We start from the raw sequence: 21,580 nt of genomic DNA, 5'->3' as shown, positions 1-21,580 counted from the left end.
CGGTGCTCAGGCGGAGCAGTCGAGGCTCTTGAGGTCGACGGCGTCGGCCATCGCCTGCATGCCCTTGTCGTTGGGGTGCAGACGGTCGCCGCCGTCGAAGACGGGGAGGATGCGCTCGTGGTCGTAGGGACTGCGGAGGATGCGGTCGAAGTCGGTGACGGCGTCGAACTCCCCGCTGTCCCGGATGAATTGGTTGACCTCCTGGCGTACGGACTCGGCGGCGGTGTCCCACTCGTACCAGCCCTTGAAGGGCGCGACGGTGGCTCCGACGACGCACTTCCCGGCCTCGTGGGCGCGGGAGATGATCTCGCGATAGCCCTTGATCATGTCCTGGGCCGTCACGCCGGAGTGGGCCTTGATGTCGTTGACGCCCTCGAAGAGGAACACCGTGCGGACGCCCGGGAGGGAAAGGACGTCACGGTCCAGCCGGTTGAGGGCGCTCTGCCCCGCGCCGTCCGCGAGGACCTTGTTCCCGGAGATGCCCTCGTTGGCAACTCCCTTGACCTGACCGGTCGTTGCCCGCAGCCGACGGGCGAGGTAGTCGGGCCAGCGGCGGTTCAGATCGCTCGTGGACTGCCAGCCGTCCGTGATGGAGTCGCCGAGCGCGACCACGGCCCCGGTGGCCGAACTCGTCCGTACGGACACGGCGTCGAGGTAGAACCAGGAGCCGATCGGCTGGGTCCAGGAGGCCGCGGCCTCCTCGCCCGTGTGGTCGCCCTCCGCCGCGTACGAGGACTGCATGGCCATGGAGTGCCCGGTGGCCGTGCCGCTCGCCTCACTGGTGTGGATGCTGACGGCCAGGTCGGTCGCGGCGGGCAGCCTGCCGGGGAGCGGGTCGCTGTACGCGGGGGCGCCGGCCGGGACCGTGACGGAGCGGGAGCCGCCGAAGGTCAGCCGCTTGTTGGTGCCGCGGACCACGCTGGCGCCCTCCTTCCGGATGCCGGCGTAGACGCTGTCGAAGGTCAGCGGCCGGTCGCCGAAGGCGTTGGAGAGCCGGATGCGCAGATCGTCCCCGGCGACGCTGGTGCGCACGATCAGGCGGTAGCTGCGGTCGTTGACGGCGTCACCGATGCGGTCCGCGCTCGCGCCCCAGGTGACCACGTCGTGCCGCCGCTCGGCGGCGGCAGCCTGGGCCGTGGACGCGTGCGTGTCGGCCGGCTGCGCCGCCGCGGGCGTCATCTGGACGGCCGCGGCGATCAGCAGCAGGGCGGCCAGGCGGCCGCCTGCTCGGGCGAAGCGCGCCGTCATCGGGCGAAGTCCCGCAGCGTGACGGACCCGCCGGGCTTCAGCGTGACCGTCCGGGACGTGTTGCCGTACGCCACTGTCGTGGTCCGGCCGCCGACGCTGTGGATCCGGGCTTCGGTGGGCTTCCCGTCGCGCCAGCGCAGGTCGACGGTGAAGCCGCCGCGGACGCCGACTCCCGTGACCGAGCCGGACTTCGCCCAGGCGTCGGGGAGGGCCGGGAGCAGCTCCAGGTGGCCCGGGCGGGAGTACAGGAGCATCTCGATCATCGCCGCGGGTGTGCCGAAGTTGGCCTCGATCTGGAAGATGCCGCGGCCCTTCTCCACTTCGTAGATGTCGAAGAGGTTGGGGGCGGTGCCGTTGCCGCCGTCGATCGACGGGCGGAGGTTGTTGACGATCAGCTGGTAGGCCTTGTCCGCGTCCTTGAGCCGGGCCCAGCACAGACTGCGCCAGGCGTTCGCCCAGCCGAAGCTCTCCATGCCGCGCGCGGTGAGCAGGTCCGTGGCGCCCTCGACGATCTCCGGCGGGGTGGAGTCGTCGGGACGGATGCGGTCCCCGGGGAAGAGCCCGATCAGCGGGGACAGGTGGCGGTGGGTGGTCTCGCCGAGGTTGTCGGGCGACATCCACTCCTCCAGCCAGCCCGTCTTGGGGCTCACCTTCGGCAGATACAGCCGCTTCTGGAGGCCGCCGATCTTCTTCGCGTAGGCGGAGTCCTTCTTCAACTCCTTGGAAGCCGTGAGGAAGTGGTCGAACAGCACCCACACCAGTTCCTGCGCGTAGGTGATGCCCTTGGCGTCCTGCGGGCCGTGCTCGGGCGACCAGTCCTTGTCGTCGATGAGCACCTCCTGCGAGGTGCCGGGGAGCGTCGTGGTGATCAGCCGCGCCTCCCAGAACTCGCAGGCACCCTTCAGGAGCGGGTAGATCCTCGCCAGATGGGAGCGCGACCGGGTGAATTCGTAGTGCTCCCACAGGGTCGTGCACAGCCAGGCGTTGCCCGCCGGATGCCACCACCAGCCGTTTCCGCCATGGATGTTGGTGGAGAAGGCGACGGTCCAGCCGGCGACCTTCCCGGTGGAGTTGCGGTAGCGGTTGCGCGGGTCGTTGAAGAGGTCGTTGGTGAGCTTCGTCCAGGACTGGAACTGGTCGAGGCAGTAGTCGGTGAGCGCGTCGAAGCACTGGGACAGCCCGGCGCGGTCGGCCATCCAGTAGTTCATCTGGATGTTGATGTCCGTGTGGTAGTCGCCCATCCAGTCCGGGTCGTTGCCGTCGAGCCACAGCCCCTGGAGGTTGAGCGGGAGGCTGCCGCGGGACCCGGAGATCATCAGATAGCGGCCGAACTGCAGGTAGGCGGCCTCCAGTTCGGGATCGGGCTCACCGTCCCGGGCCCGCGCCCCGAGACGTTCCCAGGTGTCGAGGGAGCGCTGTTCGTCCGACGACGTACCGAGCGAGATGTCCAACTGCTCGAACAGGTCTCGATGGTCGGCGACATGGGTGCGCAGCAGGGTGTCCGCCGAGTGGGCCGCCGCGTCGCGGACCTTCGTACGGGCCAGCCGCTCGGGGTCGAGGGACGGATCGCGGTAGCCGTTGGAGGCGTCGGGCGCGTAGTTGGTGCCGCCGCTCACCACGACGGTGAGTTCCCTGCAGCCGGAGAAGTCGATCCGCGGTCCGTTCACCCGGACGGTGCCACCACTGCCGGACGCCTTCACGGCGGCGCCGTAGCGCAGACCGTTCGGGAAGGCGGTACCGAAGGAGGTGCCCGTCACGCTCTCCCCGTGAGTCCCGTCGAGGGCGATGCTGCCGGTGTAGCGGCCGCCGCCGCTCTGCGTGAAGTGCAGGACGATCGCGTCGTCGGGGCGGCTGGCGAAGATCTGCCGCTTGTACGTCACTCCGGAGCGGACGTACGACGTGGTCACCACGCCCTGCGCGAGGTCGAGGGTGCGGCGGTAGCCGGACACGGCGCCCAGGTCGTGGTCGGGGATGTCGACGGTGAGGCGGCCGAGGAGCGTGAACGAGCCGAAGTTCTCGCGGCCGTAGGGGAACTGGCCGTCGGAGTCGAGCTTGTCGTTGAGGCCGCCGGTCCACATGGTGGCGTCGGTGATCAGGAGGAGTTCACGGCCGGGGTCGTTGCTCGCGAGGGCGCCGAGGCGGCCGTTGCCGATGGGCAGGCCCTGTTCGATCATCGAGTGCTCGTCGGCGGGCGACTGCCACCACAGCTGGTTGCGTGAACTCCCCTTCGGGAGCGGGGCGTCGGCGGGCCGCTGGGGTGCGGCCGATGCGGTGAAGGCGGGCAGGCCGCCGAGGGCTGTGGCGACGCCGGCCGCCGCGGCCAGTGAGAGGAGTCTTCGTCTGCTGGGCTCGGTCGGGTTGTTGTCCATGGTGCGGCTCCAGGGGGATGAGAACGGCGGTCAGGACGACTTCGGGACGTCGATGCGGTCGATGTCCGGGGCGTAGCCGGTGCCGCTGTCGAAGGTGATGGTGTTGGCGCCGGCCTTGAGGGTGACGGGCACGCTGACGGTCTCGGCGGTTCCCCAGTCCCCGGTGGAGGGGAACTTGTGGTGCCTGGCGCCGTTTCCGTTCGCGGAGACGGCGATGGAGCGGGCGTCACCGCTGACGTAGCCGACCTTCACCATGTACGTACCGGCCTTGGCGACGACGACGTCGTTGAAGCGGAGCTTGCCGCCGACGTAGAGGTTGCCGACCTTCTTGCCGCCCGAGCAGGCGGAGCAGTCGGCGACGGAGGCGTCGCCGCTGAGGGTGTTGGCGGTCGACTCGGCCTCGTAGCCGGTCGAGGCGAGCGCGGCGCCGCGCGGGGTGACGGTGAACAGGCGGGAGCCGTGGGCGGGCAGGGCCTGCGTCACCTTGCTCGTGTGCGTGCCGAGGTTCTCGCGGTTCCACAGGTCCCGTACGGAGGCCTTGCCGGTGAAGCCGAGGGTCGACCAGTCCGCGGTGACGGCGGCGGGAGAGTCGGAGAGGTTGAACAGGGCGACGGTGTAGCTGCCGTCGGCGTTCTTGGCCGCCCACACCTGCTGGGGGTCGGACGGGGTGACCGGGCGGGCGGGAGGGGTGCTGCCCTGGTTGAGGGCGATGACCTCGCGGTTGGTCAGCAGCGACACGCCGTAGGAGTCGAGCTTGGTCAGGTCGTCACCGGTGTAGAGCGGGGACTTGGCGATGGCCCACAGGGTCGCGTAGCTCTGCCGCTCGGCCTTGGTGAGGCCGTCCATCTGGCCGTTGCCGACGTCCAGGGAGTCCAGGTCGTTCCAGCCTCCGGCGCCTGCGTGGCGGGTCCAGCCGGGGGCGTCGTCCCAGCGGTCGTCGACCGAGTTCTCCCAGCTGACAAGGGTGTTGCAGTAGCACTCGACGTCGGTGTCGATGCGCCAGCCGTTGGAGTACTTCTTCCAGTCGGCGACCCGGCCGATGTCGAGCGACCAGGAGATCTCCAGGTGGATCGAACGGCCGGTGGCGGCGATGGCCTTCTGCCAGGCGGCGACGTCGGCAACGTTGTCGTACTGGTCGCCGTTCTTGCCGGAACCCGGTCCGACCCCGTCGAGCTTGAGGAAGTCGTAGCCCCAGTCGGCGAAGAGCCGGGCCTGCGAGTCGACGTACTTCTGGGCGCACGAGTTGGAGAAGTCGAGCTTGTAGGCGCTGTCCCAGCCGTTGGTGGTGCGCAGGTCGCTGTACACGATGTCGGCGGTCGTGCAGCCCTCGGCGTTCCAGATGGGGGTCTTGCCCTCCCCGTACGCCTCCTTCTCCAGGCCGACGGGCAGGTAGATGCCCGCCTTGAGTCCCTTGCCGTGGATGTGGTCGGCGACGGGCTTCATGCCACGCGGGAAGCGGCCCGGGTCCGCCTTCTGGCGGGCGTACTCGTCGAACCCGGGCTTCCAGTCCTTGGCGCGCCACCATCCGGCGTCGAGGTTGACGTACTCGTATCCGTACGGCTTGAGCTTGGCCGCGAGGGCGTCCGCCTGCTTGAGGACGTTCTTCTCGGTGAGGTAGCTGTAGTCGCCGTCCGGGTTGAGGCCGGGGTACTTCGAGGACTGCATGCTCCAGCTCGACCAGCCCATGTAGGGCTTGGCCGCGACCGCCTCGGCGCCGGCGTCGGCGGTGGACATGGTCACGGGAGTGGTGGCAGTGGGGGTGGCGGCCTGGGCTGCCGGGAGGGTCGTCGCCATGGCCGCGGTGAGGGCCACGACGAGCACGGCTCTTGTGGAGCGACGGGCGGGGGTACCGGGAGAGTACGAGGATGACCTCATGGGTCGGACCTCCAGTGATGGGTTCGGCTCTGCGCGGGTGCGGTGATGCGTTGGTGCGGTGGGGCAGTGATGTGTCGGTCCGGTGGTGCAGGAACTTCCTCGGAGGCCAAGGAGCTTGACGGTTCGTCAGGAGGTGCGGCGGCTCATCCCTGGCCGCGGGTCGGACCGCTGATGAAGGACTGGATTGCGGTGGCCGCGGCTCCGCGCGCCCACTCGTCGAAGGGCAACGGGCGTGTCAGCAGGTCGCACTGCGCGGCCGTGCCGAAGGCCGACGCGGTGAAGGCGTCGCGGATCTGCTCGGCGAACAGGTCGTAGGCGGCGAGGCCCTCGCCGGAGATGATCACGCGCTGGGGGCCCATGAGGTTGGCGACGGTCGCGATGGCCCGGCCGATCGCCTCCCCGGCCCGCGCGTACACCTCGCGGGCTCCGGGGTCGCCCCGGCGGGCCAGGTCGACGGCCTGCGCGGCGTCGGCCACCGGCAGGCGGGTCGCCTCGCGCACCGCGGCGACGATCGCGGGGTCCGCGGCGATGGCCTCGGCGCACCCGCGGTTTCCGCAGTGGCACGGCGGTCCCGTCGGGTCGATGACCACGTGCCCGATCTCGCCGGCCACTCCGTGCGCGCCCGAGACGACCTTGCCGTGCACGACCAGGCCGCAGCCGATGCCCGCACCGACCGTCACCACCGCGAAGTCGGAGAGACCGACGCCCGCGCCGAACCACTGCTCGGCGACGGTCAGGGCCCGGACGTCGTTGTCGACGGTGACCGGCAACCCGGTCGTCATCTCCATGAGTTCGGCGAGGGGAAGGTCGCGCCACTCCAGGAAGGGTGAGAAGCGCACCTCTCCGGCGGCGCGGTCCACATCGCCGGAGACGGCGACGCCGAGCCCCTGGACCCGGACGCCGAACCCGTCGGCCTCCGCGAGGAGTTCCTGCGCGAGAGCTGCGACCGAGGCGAGCACGGCCTTCGGTTGGCGGTCGACCAGGGGCACGTGCCGGGCGACGCGGATCCGGCAGCACAGGTCCGTCAGTACGGCGATGATCTCGTCGCCGGTGATCTTGACACCGATGAACAGGGCCCGTCCGCCGTCCACCCGTACGGGGTTGGCGGGCCGTCCCAGGGACGGGCGTGCCTCGTCTCCCGCGTCCTCCACCAGGTACCCGGCCTCGATCAGCGGCCGGACCGCCTTCGTGACCGCGGCCGCCGAAAGGCCGGCGCGGCCGGCCATGTCCGACCGGGTGAGCGGGCCGTGGGACAGCACGGTGGTGAAGATCTGGGCAGCGGCCGGCGTGTGTGCCGGGAACGCCTCCGTACCAGGAGTCGAGCGCATGCCCGGAACCTAGGTCCGTTCTTTTCCGCCGTCAATAAAAGAAGCAAGGATCCTTTGAAGAGGGGGGATTTGACGCTTTGGCCCTACGGATGCACCCCATCACCGGATATCGCACCGGCATTTGCCGGGCACCGCTCCCACTCATGCTTGAAGTCCATGGTCGCCTGGCATGCTGCCTCCATGCCGATACCGACAGGGCCCCGCCCGCCCGTTGCCACTTCCAGCGACCCGGTCGACGGTCTGCGGATCCAGGCGCGTCGGCTCACCCAGGAGGTGCGCGGGGCGGGGCGCGTGCTGGACGACGTGTCCCTCGACGCCGCGCCCGGGCGGATCGTCGTGATCGCCGGCAGCAGCGGCGCGGGCAAGACGGTACTTCTGGAAACGCTCGCGGGACTGCGGTCGGCCGGCGAAGGTTCCGTTCTGCACGACGGGGCCCAACCGTGCCCGCCCGGGCCTGAGTTCGGGTTCGTGCCGCAGGAGGACATCCTGCACCGCGACCTCCCGCTGCACCGGACGCTGGTGTACGCGGCGGGTTTGCGGATGCCACCGGGGACGTCGGTCGAGTCGGTCACCGCTGCCGTCGACCGGGTCCTGGACACGCTCGGGCTGGCGCACCGGGCCGGTACGCCGGTCCGCGCGCTGAGCGGCGGCGAACGCAAACGGGCAAGCATCGCCGCCGAGTTGCTCACCAGACCGCGGGCTCTCTTCCTCGACGAGCCCACCTCCGGGCTCGATCCGGTCACCGGGGCGGCCCTGTTGCGGACCCTGCGTGCCCTCGCGGAGCGAGGCACCACCATCGTCCTGACCACCCATGTCCTCGCGGACCTCCTCCGCGGCGACGACGTCGTGTTCCTGGCCCCGGGCGGACAGGTCGCGTACACGGGTGAACCGAACGCCCTGTGCCGGGAGTTCGGGGTCGGCACGGTCGAGGAGGTGTACGAAGCGGTCGCCGACGGCGCGCGTGCCGAACCCGCGGCGCCCCCTGGACCTGGAGAGCCCGCGGAGTCCGAGGACGGCACGGCTCACCCTGAGCGTCCGGGGCCACGGCCTCACGTCGGCTCCGTACGCCAGTGGTCGCTGCTCACCCGCCGCGGAACGGCTCTGCTGCTGCACAACCGGCTCTCGGTCGCCGTGCTGGCCGGTTCGCCCGTGATGATCGTGGCGATGTTCGCGGTGCTGTTCCGCGCGGGAGCCTTCGATCCGGCGGACCCGGATCCGGGGTCGACGGCGATGATCATGTTCTGGATCGCGTTCGGCGCGTTCTTCTTCGGGCTGACGTACGGCCTGTTGCAGATCTGTACGGAACTGCCCGTGCTCCGCCGCGAATGGCTGGCCGGGCTGCGGATCGGCCCGTACGTGGCGTCCAAGCTCACCACCATGCTCCCGGTACTGGCCGCGGCGGACGCCCTGCTCCTCGCCGTGCTGCGCGCCCTGGACCGGCTGCCCGCGGCGGGCTGGGACACGTACGTCTCGCTGTTCGTGTCGAGTGTGCTGGCCTCGGCGGCCGCGCTCGCCCTGGGGCTGCTCGCCTCCGCAGCCGTGACGGACCCGGGGCAGGCGACCCTGATGCTGCCACTGCTCTGCTTCCCCCAAGTGCTGTTCTCGGGGGCGTTCGTGCCGGTGCCCCGGATGACGGCGGCGGGAGACGCGATCAGCTGGGCGATGACCAACCGGTGGGCGTTCGAGGCGCTGGGCAGCGGTATCGGCCTGGAGTCGCTGTGGCGCGACGGGGCCTCCCGGCTGGGACCGCCGCTGCTGGACTCGTACGGCGAGTCGTTCGCCCATCCCGCGAGCCGGGGCTGGCTGATCCTGGCCGGGTTCGCCCTGCTGTTCCTGGCGGCGACGTGGGCCGTGCTGGTGCGCAAGTGCCGGAACGGGGTGGTGCGCGGACGGGCGGGAAGGTGAACCGGCGCCCGTCGATCGCTCAGCAGCCCACCCTCGCCTCCAGCCCGGCCGCCCCGGGCACCCGGTCCCGGTAGGTCTCCCGTACGAACGTCAGGAACGTCTCGATGTCTCTGGACTGCGACGACAGACCGAGCGAGATCCGGACGGCGCCCGCCGACGGCAGGCGCAGCAGCTCCAAGTACTCCTCCAGGGAGGCGACTTGGTGGCGTGCGGCCGAACGGAGTCGGCGCGGTGGCAGGGCGAACGCCGCCTCGCCCGCGCCCGGGTTGCAGAAGCAGCCGGTGCGCAGCGAGATCCCGCGCCGGGCGCTGTCGCGGGTGACGACCCGTTCGTCGATGACACGGCCGTCGGCACCCAGCAGGTTCAGCGCGACCGTTCCGCCACGGGCCACAAGGTCGACGGGGCCGTACGTCCTGACCAGTGGCGAGCCGTCGCTGTGGCGCAACTCCCGTAACCCCGCGAGAAGTTGACCTGTCAGCGCGGTGACGTGGGCGTGCACGCGGTCCATGCCGATGTTGTCGATCCACTCCAGCCCGGCCGTCACGTCGGGGACGGACAGGAAGTTGACCGTGCCGTCCTCGAAGGCCGCCTCGTCGTCCGCGAGGACGTGCCACTGCGCCTGCGCGCTGACCGCGTAGATGGTGCCGCCGGAGAACCAGGGGCGTCGCAGCCTGGCGAGCGCGTCCCGGCGGGCGATCAGGCTGCCGACGCCGGTGGGGTGGCCGAAGACCTTGTACCAGCTGACGACCGTGAAGTCGGGGTGGTACCGGCTCAGGTCGAGGGTGTTGGCCGGTACGTACGCCGCCGCGTCGAGCAGCACGTCGTAGCCGCGTGCCTGGGCCGCCGCGATCCAGGTGAGCGGGTGCTGGACGCCGGTGAAGTTGCTCTGCGCCGGGTAGGCGAGCAGGCCGTGCGGGCGCTCGCCTGCGCGGCCCCGCCGCAGGCCCGGTCCGTGGCCTAGTCCGGGGCCGCGTTCGCGCGCGGGCAGGGCGGCTCTCAGCCGCTGCTCGTCCATCCGCAGCCCGGGGCCGCTCACCGGTACGTACACGGTGGTCGCGCCGCGCGAACGCGCGTACTCCCGCAGGCCGTTCACCGAGTTGTGGTTGTCCAGCGACATCACCAGCCTGCTGCGGCGGGTGAAGGGGTAAGCCTCGCCGACCAGTCGCAGCGCGCCGGTCGCGTTGGCGGTGAAGATCACGGCGTACTCGGCCGGGTCCGCGTTGAAGTGGCTCAGCACCGCGCGGCGGGCCTGGGACAGCAGTTCTCCCGAGGCGCGGGAGGCGGGGCTCTCGGAGTGCGGGTTCCCGAAGAGTCCGCCGGTGATGCGGGCGGCGCTTCCCCGCACCAGCGAGGTCGGCGGAAGGCCCGCTCCTGTGTGGTCGAGGTAGGTGTGCCCGCCGGCGTCGAGGTAGTCGAAGTCCTCGTTCCGTAAGTCCGCCAAGTCCCCTGCGTGGGCGTCGTCTTCGGGTATGTGGCCGGTGGTCTGCGCCTTGTCCACTGATCCTCCCGCATGAGAGGCCCGGCCCGTCCCCGAGTCCTGGGCCGGGCACGGTCTCCCAACATCATGCTGCTATTCGTCCCGGTGGGAAGGGGTTGCCGGGAATCGGCGCGATCGTGCCGTTCGGGCCGGAGCGACCCGGTCAGAGGGTGCCGACGGGCTCGGCCAGGACGGTGGTGACTCCGCGTGCGCGCAGTTCGGCGAGGATGCCGGGGTCGGCCGTGCCGTCCGTGACCAGGGTCCAGCCCTCGGGGAGGGTGGCCCAGGCGTGGAAGGGGCGGCGGCCCAGCTTGGCCGCGTGGGCGAGTACGTAGACGTGGTCGGCTCGGCGGGCCATGAGTTCCTTGAGGCGGGTCTGGCGCAGATCGGCCTCGCAGATCCCGTGTTCGGGCGAGACTCCGTCGGTGCCGAGGAAGACCCGGTCGAAGGTGAGCCGTTCGAGGGCGGCCTCGGTCAACGGGCCGACGAAGCCCTGACTGAGTGGTCTCAGGGTGCCACCGAGGCACTCGACGTGCACCGTCTCGACGTCGGCGAGTTCCTGAAGCGCCGTCAGTCCGGTGGTCGCGATGGTCACGTCCTTGGCCGTACGCAGTTCGTGTGCGAGCGCGCCGACCGTGGAGCCCGCGTCGAGCAGCAGCGTCTCGCCCGGCTGGACCTGGGCCGCCGCCCAGCGGGCGATGGCACGCTTGGCGTCGTAGGCCTCGCCGGTGCGCTGGCGCAGCGAGGCCTCCGGGTGCGCGGACAGGGCCATCGCGCCGCCGTATGTACGGGCGAGCCGTCCGTCGGTGGTGAGCTTCGCGAGGTCGCGGCGGATGGTGGAGGCCGTGACGCCGAACAGCTGGGAGAGTTCCTCCACGCTGGTCAGGCCGGTGGTGGTGGCGAGTTGGACGATCCGGTCGCGCCGGGCCTTGGAGCCGATCGCAGACATCAGTCTCTGTCCTCTGGTGTCCTGTGGTGCCGACGGGCCGGGGTCAGCGGGCGGCGGCCGGAGCGGATGACATCTCGGCGGCCTGGCGCAGCGCCTCGACCATGCTACCGGCCTCGGCGCGGCCGGTTCCGGCGATGTCGAAGGCGGTGCCGTGGTCGACGGAGGTGCGGATGACCGGCAGGCCCACGGTGAGGTTGACGCCCGCCTCGATGCCGAGGACCTTCACCGGGCCGTGGCCCTGGTCGTGGTACATGGCGACGATGAGGTCGTAGTCGCCGCGTCCGGCGAGGTAGAAGGCCGTATCGGCGGGGAGCGGTCCGCGGGCGTCGATGCCGTCGGCGCGCAGGACCTCCAGCGCGGGGACGATCTTCGTCTCCTCCTCGCCGTAGCCGAACAGACCGTTCTCGCCGGCGTGCGGGTTGATTCCGCACACCCCGATCACGGGCGCCTCGACGCCTGCGCGCACCATCGCGTCGTGGCCGCGGCGCACGGTGCGCTCGACGAGTCCGGGCTCGATCCGGTTGACGGCGTCGATCAGACCGATGTGCGTGGTGACGTGGATGACCTTCACCTTGGGCGTGGACAGCATCATCGACACCTCCTCGACGCCGGTGAGATGGGCGAGGAGTTCGGTGTGGCCGGGGTAGAGGTGTCCGGCGGCGTGCAGGGCCTCCTTGTTGAGGGGGGCGGTGCAGATGCCGTGGACGTCGCCGTTCAGGGCGAGTTCGGCGGCGACGCGGATGTACTGGTACGCGGCGTCGCCCGCCTTCGCCGACAGGGCGCCCCAGGGCAGGTCGGCCGGGAGCAGGCCGAGGTCGACGACGTTGATGCGCCCGGGCGTGAACTCGGCCTGGGCGGGGCTGTCGACGGGCACGATGTCGCAGGTGACGCCGAGGATGCGGGCCGCCTCGCGGAGGCGTTCGGCGTCACCGATGACGACGGGGCGGCAGCCGCGCAGGGTGTCGGCGTTCAGCAGGGCCGGGACGATGACCTCCGGTCCGATGCCGGCGCCGTCGCCCATGGTCACCGCGATGATCGGGAGCGGACGTCCGGCGGTACCGGACTGCTCGGCGGGCGCGGCGGTGGGGGCTGCGTTCACGTGGGTTCTCCTAGCGGGGCGGACGGGACGGGTGGGGCGACCGGCTGGTCGGAGGGCGGCGCGAGACCGGGGCGCAGTGCGCGGGCGATGCGCAACAGTGAGTCGGTGCCGCCGTAGCTGCCGGGGCGGGTGACGACACGGCGGCCGTCGGCGGTGCGGCAGCGGACGGCGCCGTGGTGGATCTGGTCGAGCGGCAGGAGTTCGCGGATGCCGAGTACGTCGAGGACGCGGCGGGCGGTCTCGCCGCCGGTCAGGACGAGGTCGCTGTCGTGCGCCGCCTCGGCGACCGCGTGGGCCAGACCCGCGGCGAGGCCGCGGGCCGCGCCAGGGTCGACGGCGTGGGTGCCGTCGATACTGACGACGGTGACGCCGTCCGGCGTGCGGCCGCCTTGTGTACGGATGTTCAGGGGCGGCCGGGTCGAGTGGTCGGTGAGGGTGTGCGCGGACAGCGGGAGGTGGCGCGCACCGGCCGCGACGAGTTGCGCGATCTGCGCAACGGCGGCGGGTGCGGCGGTACCGACCACCACCAGCAGGGGTCTGGTCGGGGTGCCGTCGGGGGCCGGTGACACCTCGTCGGCCGGTGCGGGACCGGCCGTGTCCGTCCTGGTGGAACGATCCCGGTCGGCTTCCGTGGAACGGTCCTGCGCGGTTCGCGCGGAGTGGTCCCTGGCGGCCTCCGTGGGACGTTCACCGTCCGTTCCCGGGAACCCGGCCCCGCTGGCATCCGCTTTCGCAAGCCTGCGTCCGAGTGCCGCCGCGAGCCCGCCCGTGCCCATCAGCCGTATCCCCGGGCCGAGTCGGAGTGCCGCTTCGGCGATCACCTCGAGGTCGGTGTCCGTCTCGGCGTCGCACACCGGGTGGTACCCCTCGGCGACGAGCGCCCGAAGTCGGTCGTACAGCGCGGGCTCGGGCGCGCGCACCGTCGCCAGTGGCACCACCCGTGTCGGTACGCCGCCCAGGGCGGCCCCCACCGATACGGGTGCCGCGCCCCGCTCCGCACGCCAGGCGTCGGTCGTGTGCAGGGCGGTGCCGTGCAGGTTGACGACGCCCTCGCGGACGGTACGGCCGGCCACGGGCAGAGCGGGCGCGATCACGACACCCCTGGCGCCGGTCGCGTAGGCGGCCGCCTCGGCGGCGAGGTTGCCCCGCAGCAGCGAGTCGATCTTCTTCAGCACCACGCCTCCGTCGGCGTACGCCAGCGCGGCCCGTACCGCGCTCGCCGCGTCCTCCGGGGCCAGCTGCCTGGTGTCCAGGTCCAGGACGACCGATTCGCCGTCGCACGGCGGTGCCGTGGTGGGGCCCAGCACGATCCGCCCGCGCAGGCCGAGCGCGGCGGCGGTCTCGGCGGCGCCGGACAGATCGTCCGCGAGAGCGAACACGCGGGGCAGGAGCACCGTGCGGGTGGTGCGGGACACGCGGACCTCCTTCGGCGGGTACCTGTTCGGACGGTCCGGGCAGGCGGACGGTCTCGGCGCCGATGATGACACAGCTTGCGCGAAGTGCGCGAGACCTCTTGCGCACTTCGCGCAGTCGTGCCACCTTTTCCGGCGCGACACCTGTTCGTCGCCCGGTGTCCGGGCGACGTCAGCGAGAGCCGGTCGCCCTCCAGAATCCGAGAAGGTCGACGATGACCCCAACTCCTCACCTCCTTCCCCCGCCCGGACCGCCCAGCCGCCGGACCGTACTGCGCTGGGGCGCCCTCGGCGGCACGGGCGTCGCGCTCGGTCCGCTGTCCGCCTGTGCAGGACCCACCGGAGCACCCGGCCCCGGCACACTCACGCTCGGCCTGAACCGATCCCTCGTGAGTCTCGACAACAAGCTGAACCAGTTCGACGCCGCGGTGACCGTGCAGCGCGCCGTACGTCAGGCGCTCACCTGGATCGGCCCGGACCTGCAGCCCCGGCTCGTGCTCGCCGACCGGTTCGAGATGACCGCTCCGACGGCGTGGAGCGTGCGACTGCGCGAAGGCATCCGCTACTCGGACGGCAGCCCCGTCACCGTCGAGGACGTGGACACGGCCCTGCGTATGTACGGCAAGGTCAACGGCTCGTTCCTGCTCGGCCTCTTCCCCGAGATGCCGACCGTCGAGGCCACCGGCGAGCGGACGTTCCTCCTGCGTACCGAACGCCCGGTGCCGGTGCTCGACCGGCTCATGGCCAACATCCACATCACCCCGGCCAGGGCCAACAAGCCCGAGGAACTCCCGTCGGGGCTCGGCTCGGGCCCGTACCGCGTCGTCAGCGCGAACGGCGGTGCCGGCGAGTACACGCTGGCCCGCAACACCGACTACTGGGGGAAGCAGCCGCCCGTCGACAAGGTCCGGGTGCGGTTCGTGCCCGAGGAGTCCAGCCGGGTCATCGCCCTGCGCAGCGGCGAACTGGACGTCGTGGACACCCTCACCCCCGACTCCGCCGAGCAGCTCGCCGGACTGCCCGGCGTCGCCGTCCAGGAGACCCCCGGCGTCCGGATCTGCCAGCTCTTCTACAACTTCCGCAAACCCAAAGGACATCCGCTCGCCGACGCGCGCGTGCGCCACGCCCTGACCTACGCGATCGACGGCGAGTCCCTGATACGCGACGTCCTCATCGACTCCGCCGAGGCGGCCGAGGGAGTGGTGCCGCTCGCACTCCAAGGGGCGGTGCACACCGGCACGTACGCCTACGACCCGAGCAGGGCCAAGGTGCTCCTGAAGTCGCTGGACGCCGAGGACCTGCGGATCACCATCATGTGGGAGTCGGGCGAGTTCGCCGGCGACACCTCCGTCATGGAGGCCGTCGTCGACATGCTCAAGGACGTCGGCGTACGCGCCTCACTGCGGCAGTTCGAGCCCGGCGGCGACATCCTGAAGTGGCGGCAGGGACGCGGCGGCGACTGGGACGTCATCGGCAACGGCTTCCCCGGCACCACCGGCCAGGCCCTCACCTCCCTCCAGGGCATGTACGGGGGCACGGCCGAGAAGGAACGCACCCGGGACACCTACATGGGCTACGTCGTCCCGCGCATCGAACGGCAGCTCTCCGACGCCGCGACCGAGACGGACGCCGCCGAACGCGACAGGAAACTGGCCGCGCTCCAGCACGCCGTCTGGGACACCTGGCCCAGCCTGTGGGCGTTCGCGCCCAAGACATTGCTCGCGCGCCGCGACCGCGTCCAGGGCCTGGCGCTCCAGCCGGTCAACTCCTATGACCTGACCGCCGTACGGCTGGAGGGCTGAGCCGTGCCGACGTATCTCGCCCGCCGCATCGGGCAGAGCCTGCTGACCGTGTTCCTCACGCTCACCACCGTCTTCCTGCTGGTACGGCTCGCGCCCGGCGATCCCGCCTCCGCGTACGCCGCGCCCAGCGCGACCAGTGCCGATCTCGCCCGCATCCGCGAGCAGTTCGGCCTCGACGAGCCGCTGTTCGTCCAGTACGGGTACTTCGTCCGCGACCTGTTCACCGGGGACCTCGGTACGAGTTACTCCTTCCGCTCCCCCGCACTCGACGTGGTCCTGGACCGGATGCCGTACACCATCACGCTGGCCGTCTCCGCCATCGCGGTCACGACACTGGTCGCCGTGCCGCTCGGTGTGTGGATGGCCCGCCGCGCCGACACGCGCAGGGAGTTGGGCGCGAACGTGCTGACCATCGCCGGTCAGTCGATGCCGGACTTCTGGACCGGAGTGATGCTGCTGACCGTCTTCGCGGTGCTGGTGCCGGTGCTTCCCGCGTCCGGCTTCACCTCGTGGAGCGGTCTGGTGCTGCCGACGGTGACCGTGGCCGTTCTCCAACTCGCCCTGATCTCACGGCTGGTGCGCCGCGAGATGTCCACCGCCCTGGCTTCTTCGTACGTCACCGTCGCCCGCTCCCGGGGCGTCTCCGAGTCCACGCTGACCTGGCGCTACGCGCTCGCGAACTCCTCGGTGCCACTGGTCACCGCGCTCGGTACGCGCTTCGCGGCCCTGTTGAACGGTGTGGTGGTGGTCGAGGTCGTCTTCGGCTGGCCGGGGGTCGGCTCTCTCGTCGTCCGCGCTCTGGAGACCCGCGACTATCCGCTCATCCAGGCCACCGTGCTGGTCACCGCGACCCTCGCGATTCTCGTCCAACTCCTCGTCGACCTGGCCTATCCGCTGCTCGATCCGCGGGTACGCCTCGGAAAGGCGGCCTGAGCCATGAGTACCGCCGTAGGCACCGGGCGGCCCAGTGCCGTCACCGCCCGCGACCTCGCCCGGGCCACCGCGACCCGGCAGCGGCGCGGCGCCCGTTTCAAGCTGTGGGCCGGAGGCGCCTGCACCGCGCTCGTCGTCCTGCCCGTCGCCCTCGCCGGACTGCTGCCGCTGCCCGGGGCGAACGCCCAGGACCTCTCGCGGCGCAGGCTGCCGCCGCTGAGCGAGGGTCATCTGTTCGGAACCGACCAGTTGGGCCGCGATCTGCTGTCGCGGGTTCTGCACGGCGGCCAGGTCTCCCTGACCGTCGGCGTACTCGCCGTGCTGGTCTCCGGTCTCATCGGCATCGCGGCCGGCTCGGCGGCCGGGTTCTTCGGCGGCTGGGTCGACGCGCTCGTCTCCCGGTTCCTGGAGGCCCAACTCGCCCTGCCCCTGCTGATGATGCTGCTTCTCGTGGTCGCCCTGTTCGGGCCGTCCGTCACCGTCATCACCTGTGTGATCGCGGTCGCGCAGTGGCCGGAGGTGGCCCGGCTGACCCGCTCACTCGTCCTCGTCGAGCGCGAGAAACCGTACGTCGCCGCCGCGCGCGTCCTCGGACTGCGCTCCTGGTCGGTCCTCGTACGGCATGTGATCCCCAACGTCGTCCGCCCGGCGAGCCTCGTCGTCCTGCTGCTGCTCGCGCAGGCGGTGCTGCTGGAGAGCGCGCTCAGCTTCCTGGGTGCGGGCCCGCAGCGGCCGTTCGCGACCTGGGGCCGGATCATCTCGGACGGCCAGGACTACATCACCACCTCTTGGTGGCTCGTGACTCTGCCGGGACTTGTCATCGTGGTGCTGGTGGTCGGGGTCAACCTGCTCGGGGACGGGCTTCGGGACCGTACGCGCACCGGGTCGCGTGCCCGCCTGCGGAAGGGAGCCTGAGCCATGGCCGAGGACACACCGCTGCTCGACGTGGCGGACCTGCAGGTCGAACTCATCACCGGCCAGGGCGTGGTGCGCGCTGTCGACGGGGTGACGTTCACCGTCCGCCGGGGCGAGACCGTCACCCTGATCGGTGAGTCGGGGTCGGGGAAGTCGACCACGGCGATGGGCGTGCTGCGGCTGCTGCCCGAGGGCCTCGCCGTGCTGTCGGGGAGCGTCCGGATCGCCGGACGGGACGTCGTGGCCGATCCGGACGCCGCGCGTGCGGTGCGCGGGCGAACCGCGTCGCTGATCCCGCAGGATCCGATGACAGCCCTCAGTCCCGTGCACACCATCGGCCGTCAGCTGGGCGACGCACTGCGGCTGCGCCACCCGGAGCTGACCCGAACCGAGGCCCGGGACAAGGGAGTCGAGCTTCTGGGGCGGGTGCGCATCTTCGATCCTGAGACCCGCTGGAAGGCGTATCCCCACCAGTTCTCCGGCGGCATGCTGCAGCGCATCCTCATCGCGACCGCGCTCGCCGCCGAACCGGAGCTGCTGGTGGCGGACGAGCCCACCTCCGCGCTGGACGCCACCGTGCAGGCGAGCGTCCTCGATCTGCTGATGGAGCTTCAGGAACACACCGGCATCGGGATGTTGATGATCACGCACGACCTCGGGGTGGCACGGCTCGTCTCCGACCGTATCCATGTGATGAAGGACGGGCGGTTCGTCGAGTCGGGCTCCGCCGAGGAGATCGTCGAGCGGCCGGCCGAGCCGTACACCCGTGAGCTGCTCGCCGCCGTACCGCGTCTCGGCGCGTGGGACGAGGACGAGGACGGCGACGGGCGGACCGAACCCCTGGCGCAGGGAGCAGCATCATGACCGACAACACCGCCGTGGCCGACGGAACCACCGATGGCAGCGCCTCGGCGGCCGGGCCGCTGCTCTCCGTCGAGGACCTCGTCGTCGAGTACGCCACCGCGCGGGGCCCGTTCAAGGCTGTCGACGGGGTCGACTTCCAGGTGTCGCGCGGAGGTTCGCTCGCCGTGGTGGGCGAGTCCGGCTGCGGCAAGTCGACCCTCGCCCGGGCCCTCGTCCGGCTGCTCAAGCCGGTGAGCGGCCGGATCGTCCTGGACGGCACCGACATCGCGGCGCTCCCCGAGCGGCGACTGCGTCCGCTGCGACGGCGGGTCCAGATGGTCTTCCAGGATCCGTACGGCTCGCTGGATCCCCATCTCACTGCTCAGCAGATCGTCGCCGAGCCGCTGCGGATGGCCGGAGTCTCCGACCGGGCCCAACGCGCCCGTCGTGCGGCCGAGTTGATCGACCGGGTCGGCCTGCCGTCCTCGGCCCTGGAACGGCGGCCGCCCGAGTTCTCCGGCGGACAGCGGCAGCGCGTCGGCATCGCGCGGGCCCTCGCGTCCCGGCCCGACCTCCTCGTCTGCGACGAAGCGACGTCCGCCCTCGATGTCTCCGTACAGGCCCAAGTGCTCGATCTGCTGCGGGAGTTGCAGGCGGACACCGGTATCGCCTATCTCGTCATCGCCCACAACCTCGGTGTCGTCCGGGAGATCAGCACCGAGGTGGTGGTGATGCGCGCGGGCCGGGTCGTGGAGACGGGACCGACGGCCGCCGTGCTTGCCTCGCCCGCCGACCCGTACACCCGCGCGCTGCGCCGCGCCTCCCTCGACCCGACCACGATCCGGGGTGTGAAGCCCCGGGCCGTGCTTTCTGCCGTGCCCGACGCGTCGTCCCCGTCTTCCCCATCTCCTGTGGCTCCCGCTTCTCCTGCTTCACCTGCCTCTCCCGTTTCTCCCACGTCTCCCGCATCGGAAGGAAACCGCACGTGACCACCGGCATCACCCTGCCGAACATCCCTGTCCCGCTCTCCCGGCTCGTCCTCGGCACCATGACGTTCGGCGACACCGTGGACGCCGCCGGAGCGGCGGCCATGCTCGATGCCGCGCTCGACGCCGGCATCACCGGCGTCGACACGGCCAACGGCTACGCGGGCGGCGAGAGCGAGCGCATCCTCGCCGGGCTCCTGCCGGGCCGGCGCGACCGGATGGTCCTGGCGACCAAGGCCGGGATCCCGCATCCCGACCAGGGCGAGCACGCCCCGCTCTCCGCCGCCGGGCTACGGGCCGCCCTGGAGGGCAGTCTCAAGCGGCTCGGCACCGACTCGGTCGACCTCTTCTATCTCCACCAGCCCGACCGCGCGACACCGCTCGTCGAAACCCTCGCCACCGTCGCCGAGTTCGCCGCCGAGGGCAAGATCCGCGCCCTCGGCGTCTCCAACTACGCGGCCTGGCAGATCGCCGAACTCGTGCGCATCGCCCAGGACGTGGGCGCGCCGCGTCCCGTCGTCGCCCAGCAGCTGCACAATCTGCTCGCACGCCGCATCGAGGAGGAGTACGTCGAGTACGCCTCCGTCAGCGGCCTGCGCACGATGGTCTACAACCCGCTCGGCGGGGGCCTGCTCACCGGTCGACACCGCTTCGAACAGGCCCCGGAATCAGGGAGGTTCGGGGACTCCCGGGTCGCCGCGATGTACCGGGAGCGCTACTGGGACGAGCGTCTTTTCTCCGCTGTCGACCGGCTCGCCGCCGTCGCGGAAGCCGCGGGTATGCCGCTCACCGACCTCGCGCTGCGCTGGCTCCTGAGCCGCGACTCCACCGACGCGTTGCTGCTCGGCGGGTCGAAGACGTCGCACCTGCTCGCCAATATCGCCGCCGCGCAGGCCGGTCCGTTGCCGGCCGATGTGATGGCGGCCTGTGACGAGGTCGGGGTGGGGTTGCGTGGGCCGATGCCTGCGTACAACCGGTGACGGTTCCGTGGGGCACACCGGCCGCCACCTGAAAGCTCCCGCCGGAAGTGCGGTACTCCGGCTGCGGGCCGTCCGTGGCCGGTCGCGCAGTTCCCCGCGCCCCTAAAGGGCGCGTCCCCGCCCCTCTCCACATCAACTCTCTACATCGACCGAACACCTCACCGCCCGCTCTCCCCGAAGGAGTCTCAATGACGAAGTCAAGCCGCCTGCGTGACCGGCGGAGCGGAGGTGAACACCCGTCCGTCACGCAGCAGAGCCCACAACACACTCGCTCGTCGGCGGGCCAGGGCGATGACGGCCTGGACGTGTTTGCAGCCCTCGCCCCGCTTCTTGAGGTAGAAGTCCCGGTTCGGTCCCTCGCGGATGATGCTGGTCTGCGCGGACATGTAGAACACCCGTCGCAGGCGGCGGCTGTAGCGTTTGGGCCGGTGAAGGTTGCCGGTGCGCCGGCCGGAGTCACGCGGGACGGGCACCAGCCCGGCCGCCGACGCCAGGTGGCCGGCGTCGGCGTAGGCCGACAAGTCGCCGGCGGACACGACGAACTCGGCCCCGAGTATCGGGCCCATCCCGGGCAGGGATTCGATGATCTCCGCCTGCGGGTGACCGCGGAACGTGTCGCGGATCTGCTTGTCGATCCGCTTGAGCCGGTCGTCCAGGGCCAGGATCTGCCCGGCCAGGTCGGCCACGATCTGCGCGGCGACGTCCTCGCCGGGCAGCGCGGTCTGCTGGGCTTGTGCCGCCTCCAGTGCGGTCGCGGCGACCTCGTCGGCGCTGCGCACGCTGCGGTTGGCCAGCCAGGCTGTCAGCCTCGCCCGGCCGCGGCGGCGGATGGCGGCCGGGGTCTGGTAACCCGTCAGCAGGACCAGCGCGCCTTTGTGCGAGCTGTAGTCGAAGGCCCGCTCCAGCGCGGGGAAGACGCCGGTCAGCACATCGCGCAGGCGGTTGATCATCCGCACGCGGTCGGCCACCAGGTCGGAGCGGTGGGCGGTCAGCAGCGCGAGGTCGGCGGCCAGCTGGGCGGGCACGTCGATGGCGGTGAAGTCGTTGCGGTGGCGGGCGGTCTCGGCGATGACGTAGGCGTCGCGGGCGTCGGTCTTCGCCTCACCCCGGTAGGCACCCGACATGCGGTTGACCGTGCGGCCAGGCACGTAGACGGCCCGCTGGCCGTGGGCCGCGAGCAGGGCCAACAGCAGAGCCGAGGACGTGCCGGAGATGTCCACCGCCCAGTGAACCTCGTCCGCCAGATCGAGGATCTCGCCGAGCGCGGCCAGGATCGCCGACTCGTCGTTGTCGATCTTCTTCGACCACAACGTGGCGCCGGTCTCATCGACCACAGCCGCCCAGTGGTGGCCCTTGCCCGCGTCGACACCGGCCCAGAGCTGGGCCCTCCGCTTGCTCACTCGCCCTCCTCGCGCCGTTCGGCATGCCGTCGGCCCGAGGAACACCCCGCTGTCATCTC

At 71.2% G+C, this 21,580-nt stretch carries 16 protein-coding genes; 7 read left to right on the top strand and 9 right to left on the bottom strand.

Translation table 11 applies throughout. The features are described from left to right. Positions 1 to 6: 6 nt before the first annotated feature. The 4 genes from QF035_RS49570 to QF035_RS49555 form a co-directional block, all read right to left on the bottom strand. On the bottom strand, positions 7 to 1,248 hold the full coding sequence (locus tag QF035_RS49570) for an SGNH/GDSL hydrolase family protein (protein WP_307529095.1): 1,242 nt from the start codon (positions 1,246 to 1,248) through the stop codon (positions 7 to 9). Further along, the gene (locus QF035_RS49565; protein ID WP_307529093.1) at positions 1,245 to 3,617 is read right to left on the bottom strand and encodes a glycosyl hydrolase family 95 catalytic domain-containing protein; all 2,373 of its coding nucleotides are present in this window, start codon (positions 3,615 to 3,617) and stop codon (positions 1,245 to 1,247) included. Before QF035_RS49565 ends, QF035_RS49570 begins: the two co-directional genes overlap by 4 nt. Positions 3,618 to 3,647: 30 nt before the next feature. Then, a complete protein-coding gene (locus QF035_RS49560) occupies positions 3,648 to 5,492 on the bottom strand; it encodes an alpha-galactosidase D (protein WP_307529092.1) in 1,845 nt (614 codons plus the stop codon). A gap of 143 nt (positions 5,493 to 5,635) precedes the next feature. Beyond that, a complete protein-coding gene (locus QF035_RS49555) occupies positions 5,636 to 6,820 on the bottom strand; it encodes an ROK family transcriptional regulator (protein ID WP_307529090.1) in 1,185 nt (394 codons plus the stop codon). A gap of 180 nt (positions 6,821 to 7,000) precedes the next feature. Between QF035_RS49555 and QF035_RS49550 the strand changes: the two genes are divergently transcribed. Then, a complete protein-coding gene (locus QF035_RS49550; protein WP_307529088.1) occupies positions 7,001 to 8,725 on the top strand; it encodes an ATP-binding cassette domain-containing protein in 1,725 nt (574 codons plus the stop codon). Positions 8,726 to 8,744: 19 nt separating this feature from the next. On the opposite strand, the gene QF035_RS49545 is transcribed toward QF035_RS49550, so the two are convergent. From QF035_RS49545 to QF035_RS49530, 4 genes are all read right to left on the bottom strand, one after another. Continuing rightward, positions 8,745 to 10,223: an aminotransferase class V-fold PLP-dependent enzyme gene (locus QF035_RS49545; RefSeq protein WP_307529086.1), complete on the bottom strand. Its 1,479-nt coding sequence runs from the start codon at positions 10,221 to 10,223 to the stop codon at positions 8,745 to 8,747. A 142-nt stretch (positions 10,224 to 10,365) separates the two neighbouring features. Further along, a complete protein-coding gene (locus QF035_RS49540; protein WP_307529084.1) occupies positions 10,366 to 11,151 on the bottom strand; it encodes a DeoR/GlpR family DNA-binding transcription regulator in 786 nt (261 codons plus the stop codon). A gap of 43 nt (positions 11,152 to 11,194) precedes the next feature. Next, positions 11,195 to 12,250, bottom strand: coding sequence for a 4-hydroxythreonine-4-phosphate dehydrogenase PdxA (gene pdxA, locus QF035_RS49535; protein WP_307529082.1), 1,056 nt, complete (start codon positions 12,248 to 12,250; stop codon positions 11,195 to 11,197). Further along, the gene (locus QF035_RS49530) at positions 12,247 to 13,665 is read right to left on the bottom strand and encodes a four-carbon acid sugar kinase family protein (protein ID WP_307529080.1); all 1,419 of its coding nucleotides are present in this window, start codon (positions 13,663 to 13,665) and stop codon (positions 12,247 to 12,249) included. The genes pdxA and QF035_RS49530 overlap by 4 nt, the downstream gene beginning before the upstream one ends. Positions 13,666 to 13,877: 212 nt before the next feature. On the opposite strand from QF035_RS49530, the gene QF035_RS49525 reads away from it, so the two are divergent. From QF035_RS49525 to QF035_RS49500, 6 genes are read left to right on the top strand one after another with little or no spacing between them, the layout of a single operon-like run. Then, complete coding sequence (locus tag QF035_RS49525) at positions 13,878 to 15,464, top strand: ABC transporter substrate-binding protein (protein WP_307529078.1); 1,587 nt, start codon at positions 13,878 to 13,880, stop codon at positions 15,462 to 15,464. Between the two features lie 3 nt (positions 15,465 to 15,467). Next, on the top strand, positions 15,468 to 16,397 hold the full coding sequence (locus tag QF035_RS49520) for an ABC transporter permease (RefSeq protein WP_307529077.1): 930 nt from the start codon (positions 15,468 to 15,470) through the stop codon (positions 16,395 to 16,397). A 3-nt stretch (positions 16,398 to 16,400) separates the two neighbouring features. Then, positions 16,401 to 17,312 (top strand): ABC transporter permease, encoded by a 912-nt coding sequence (locus tag QF035_RS49515; protein WP_307529075.1) that lies wholly within the window; start codon positions 16,401 to 16,403, stop codon positions 17,310 to 17,312. 3 nt (positions 17,313 to 17,315) lie between these two features. Continuing rightward, positions 17,316 to 18,176 (top strand): ABC transporter ATP-binding protein, encoded by an 861-nt coding sequence (locus QF035_RS49510; RefSeq protein ID WP_307529074.1) that lies wholly within the window; start codon positions 17,316 to 17,318, stop codon positions 18,174 to 18,176. After that, a complete protein-coding gene (locus tag QF035_RS49505; protein WP_307529072.1) occupies positions 18,173 to 19,144 on the top strand; it encodes an ATP-binding cassette domain-containing protein in 972 nt (323 codons plus the stop codon). The genes QF035_RS49510 and QF035_RS49505 overlap by 4 nt, the downstream gene beginning before the upstream one ends. Continuing rightward, positions 19,141 to 20,121, top strand: a complete 981-nt coding sequence (locus QF035_RS49500) for an aldo/keto reductase (protein WP_307529070.1) — start codon at positions 19,141 to 19,143, stop codon at positions 20,119 to 20,121. The genes QF035_RS49505 and QF035_RS49500 overlap by 4 nt, the downstream gene beginning before the upstream one ends. A gap of 197 nt (positions 20,122 to 20,318) precedes the next feature. On the opposite strand, the gene QF035_RS49495 is transcribed toward QF035_RS49500, so the two are convergent. Further along, positions 20,319 to 21,521, bottom strand: coding sequence for an IS110 family transposase (locus QF035_RS49495; RefSeq protein ID WP_307519482.1), 1,203 nt, complete (start codon positions 21,519 to 21,521; stop codon positions 20,319 to 20,321). Positions 21,522 to 21,580 lie beyond the last annotated feature (59 nt).

This window comes from Streptomyces umbrinus, assembly GCF_030817415.1.
Taxonomy (GTDB): domain Bacteria; phylum Actinomycetota; class Actinomycetes; order Streptomycetales; family Streptomycetaceae; genus Streptomyces; species Streptomyces umbrinus_A.
The sequence above is the reverse complement of the archived record's forward strand: the minus strand, read 5'-3'. Positions and strand labels throughout refer to the sequence as shown.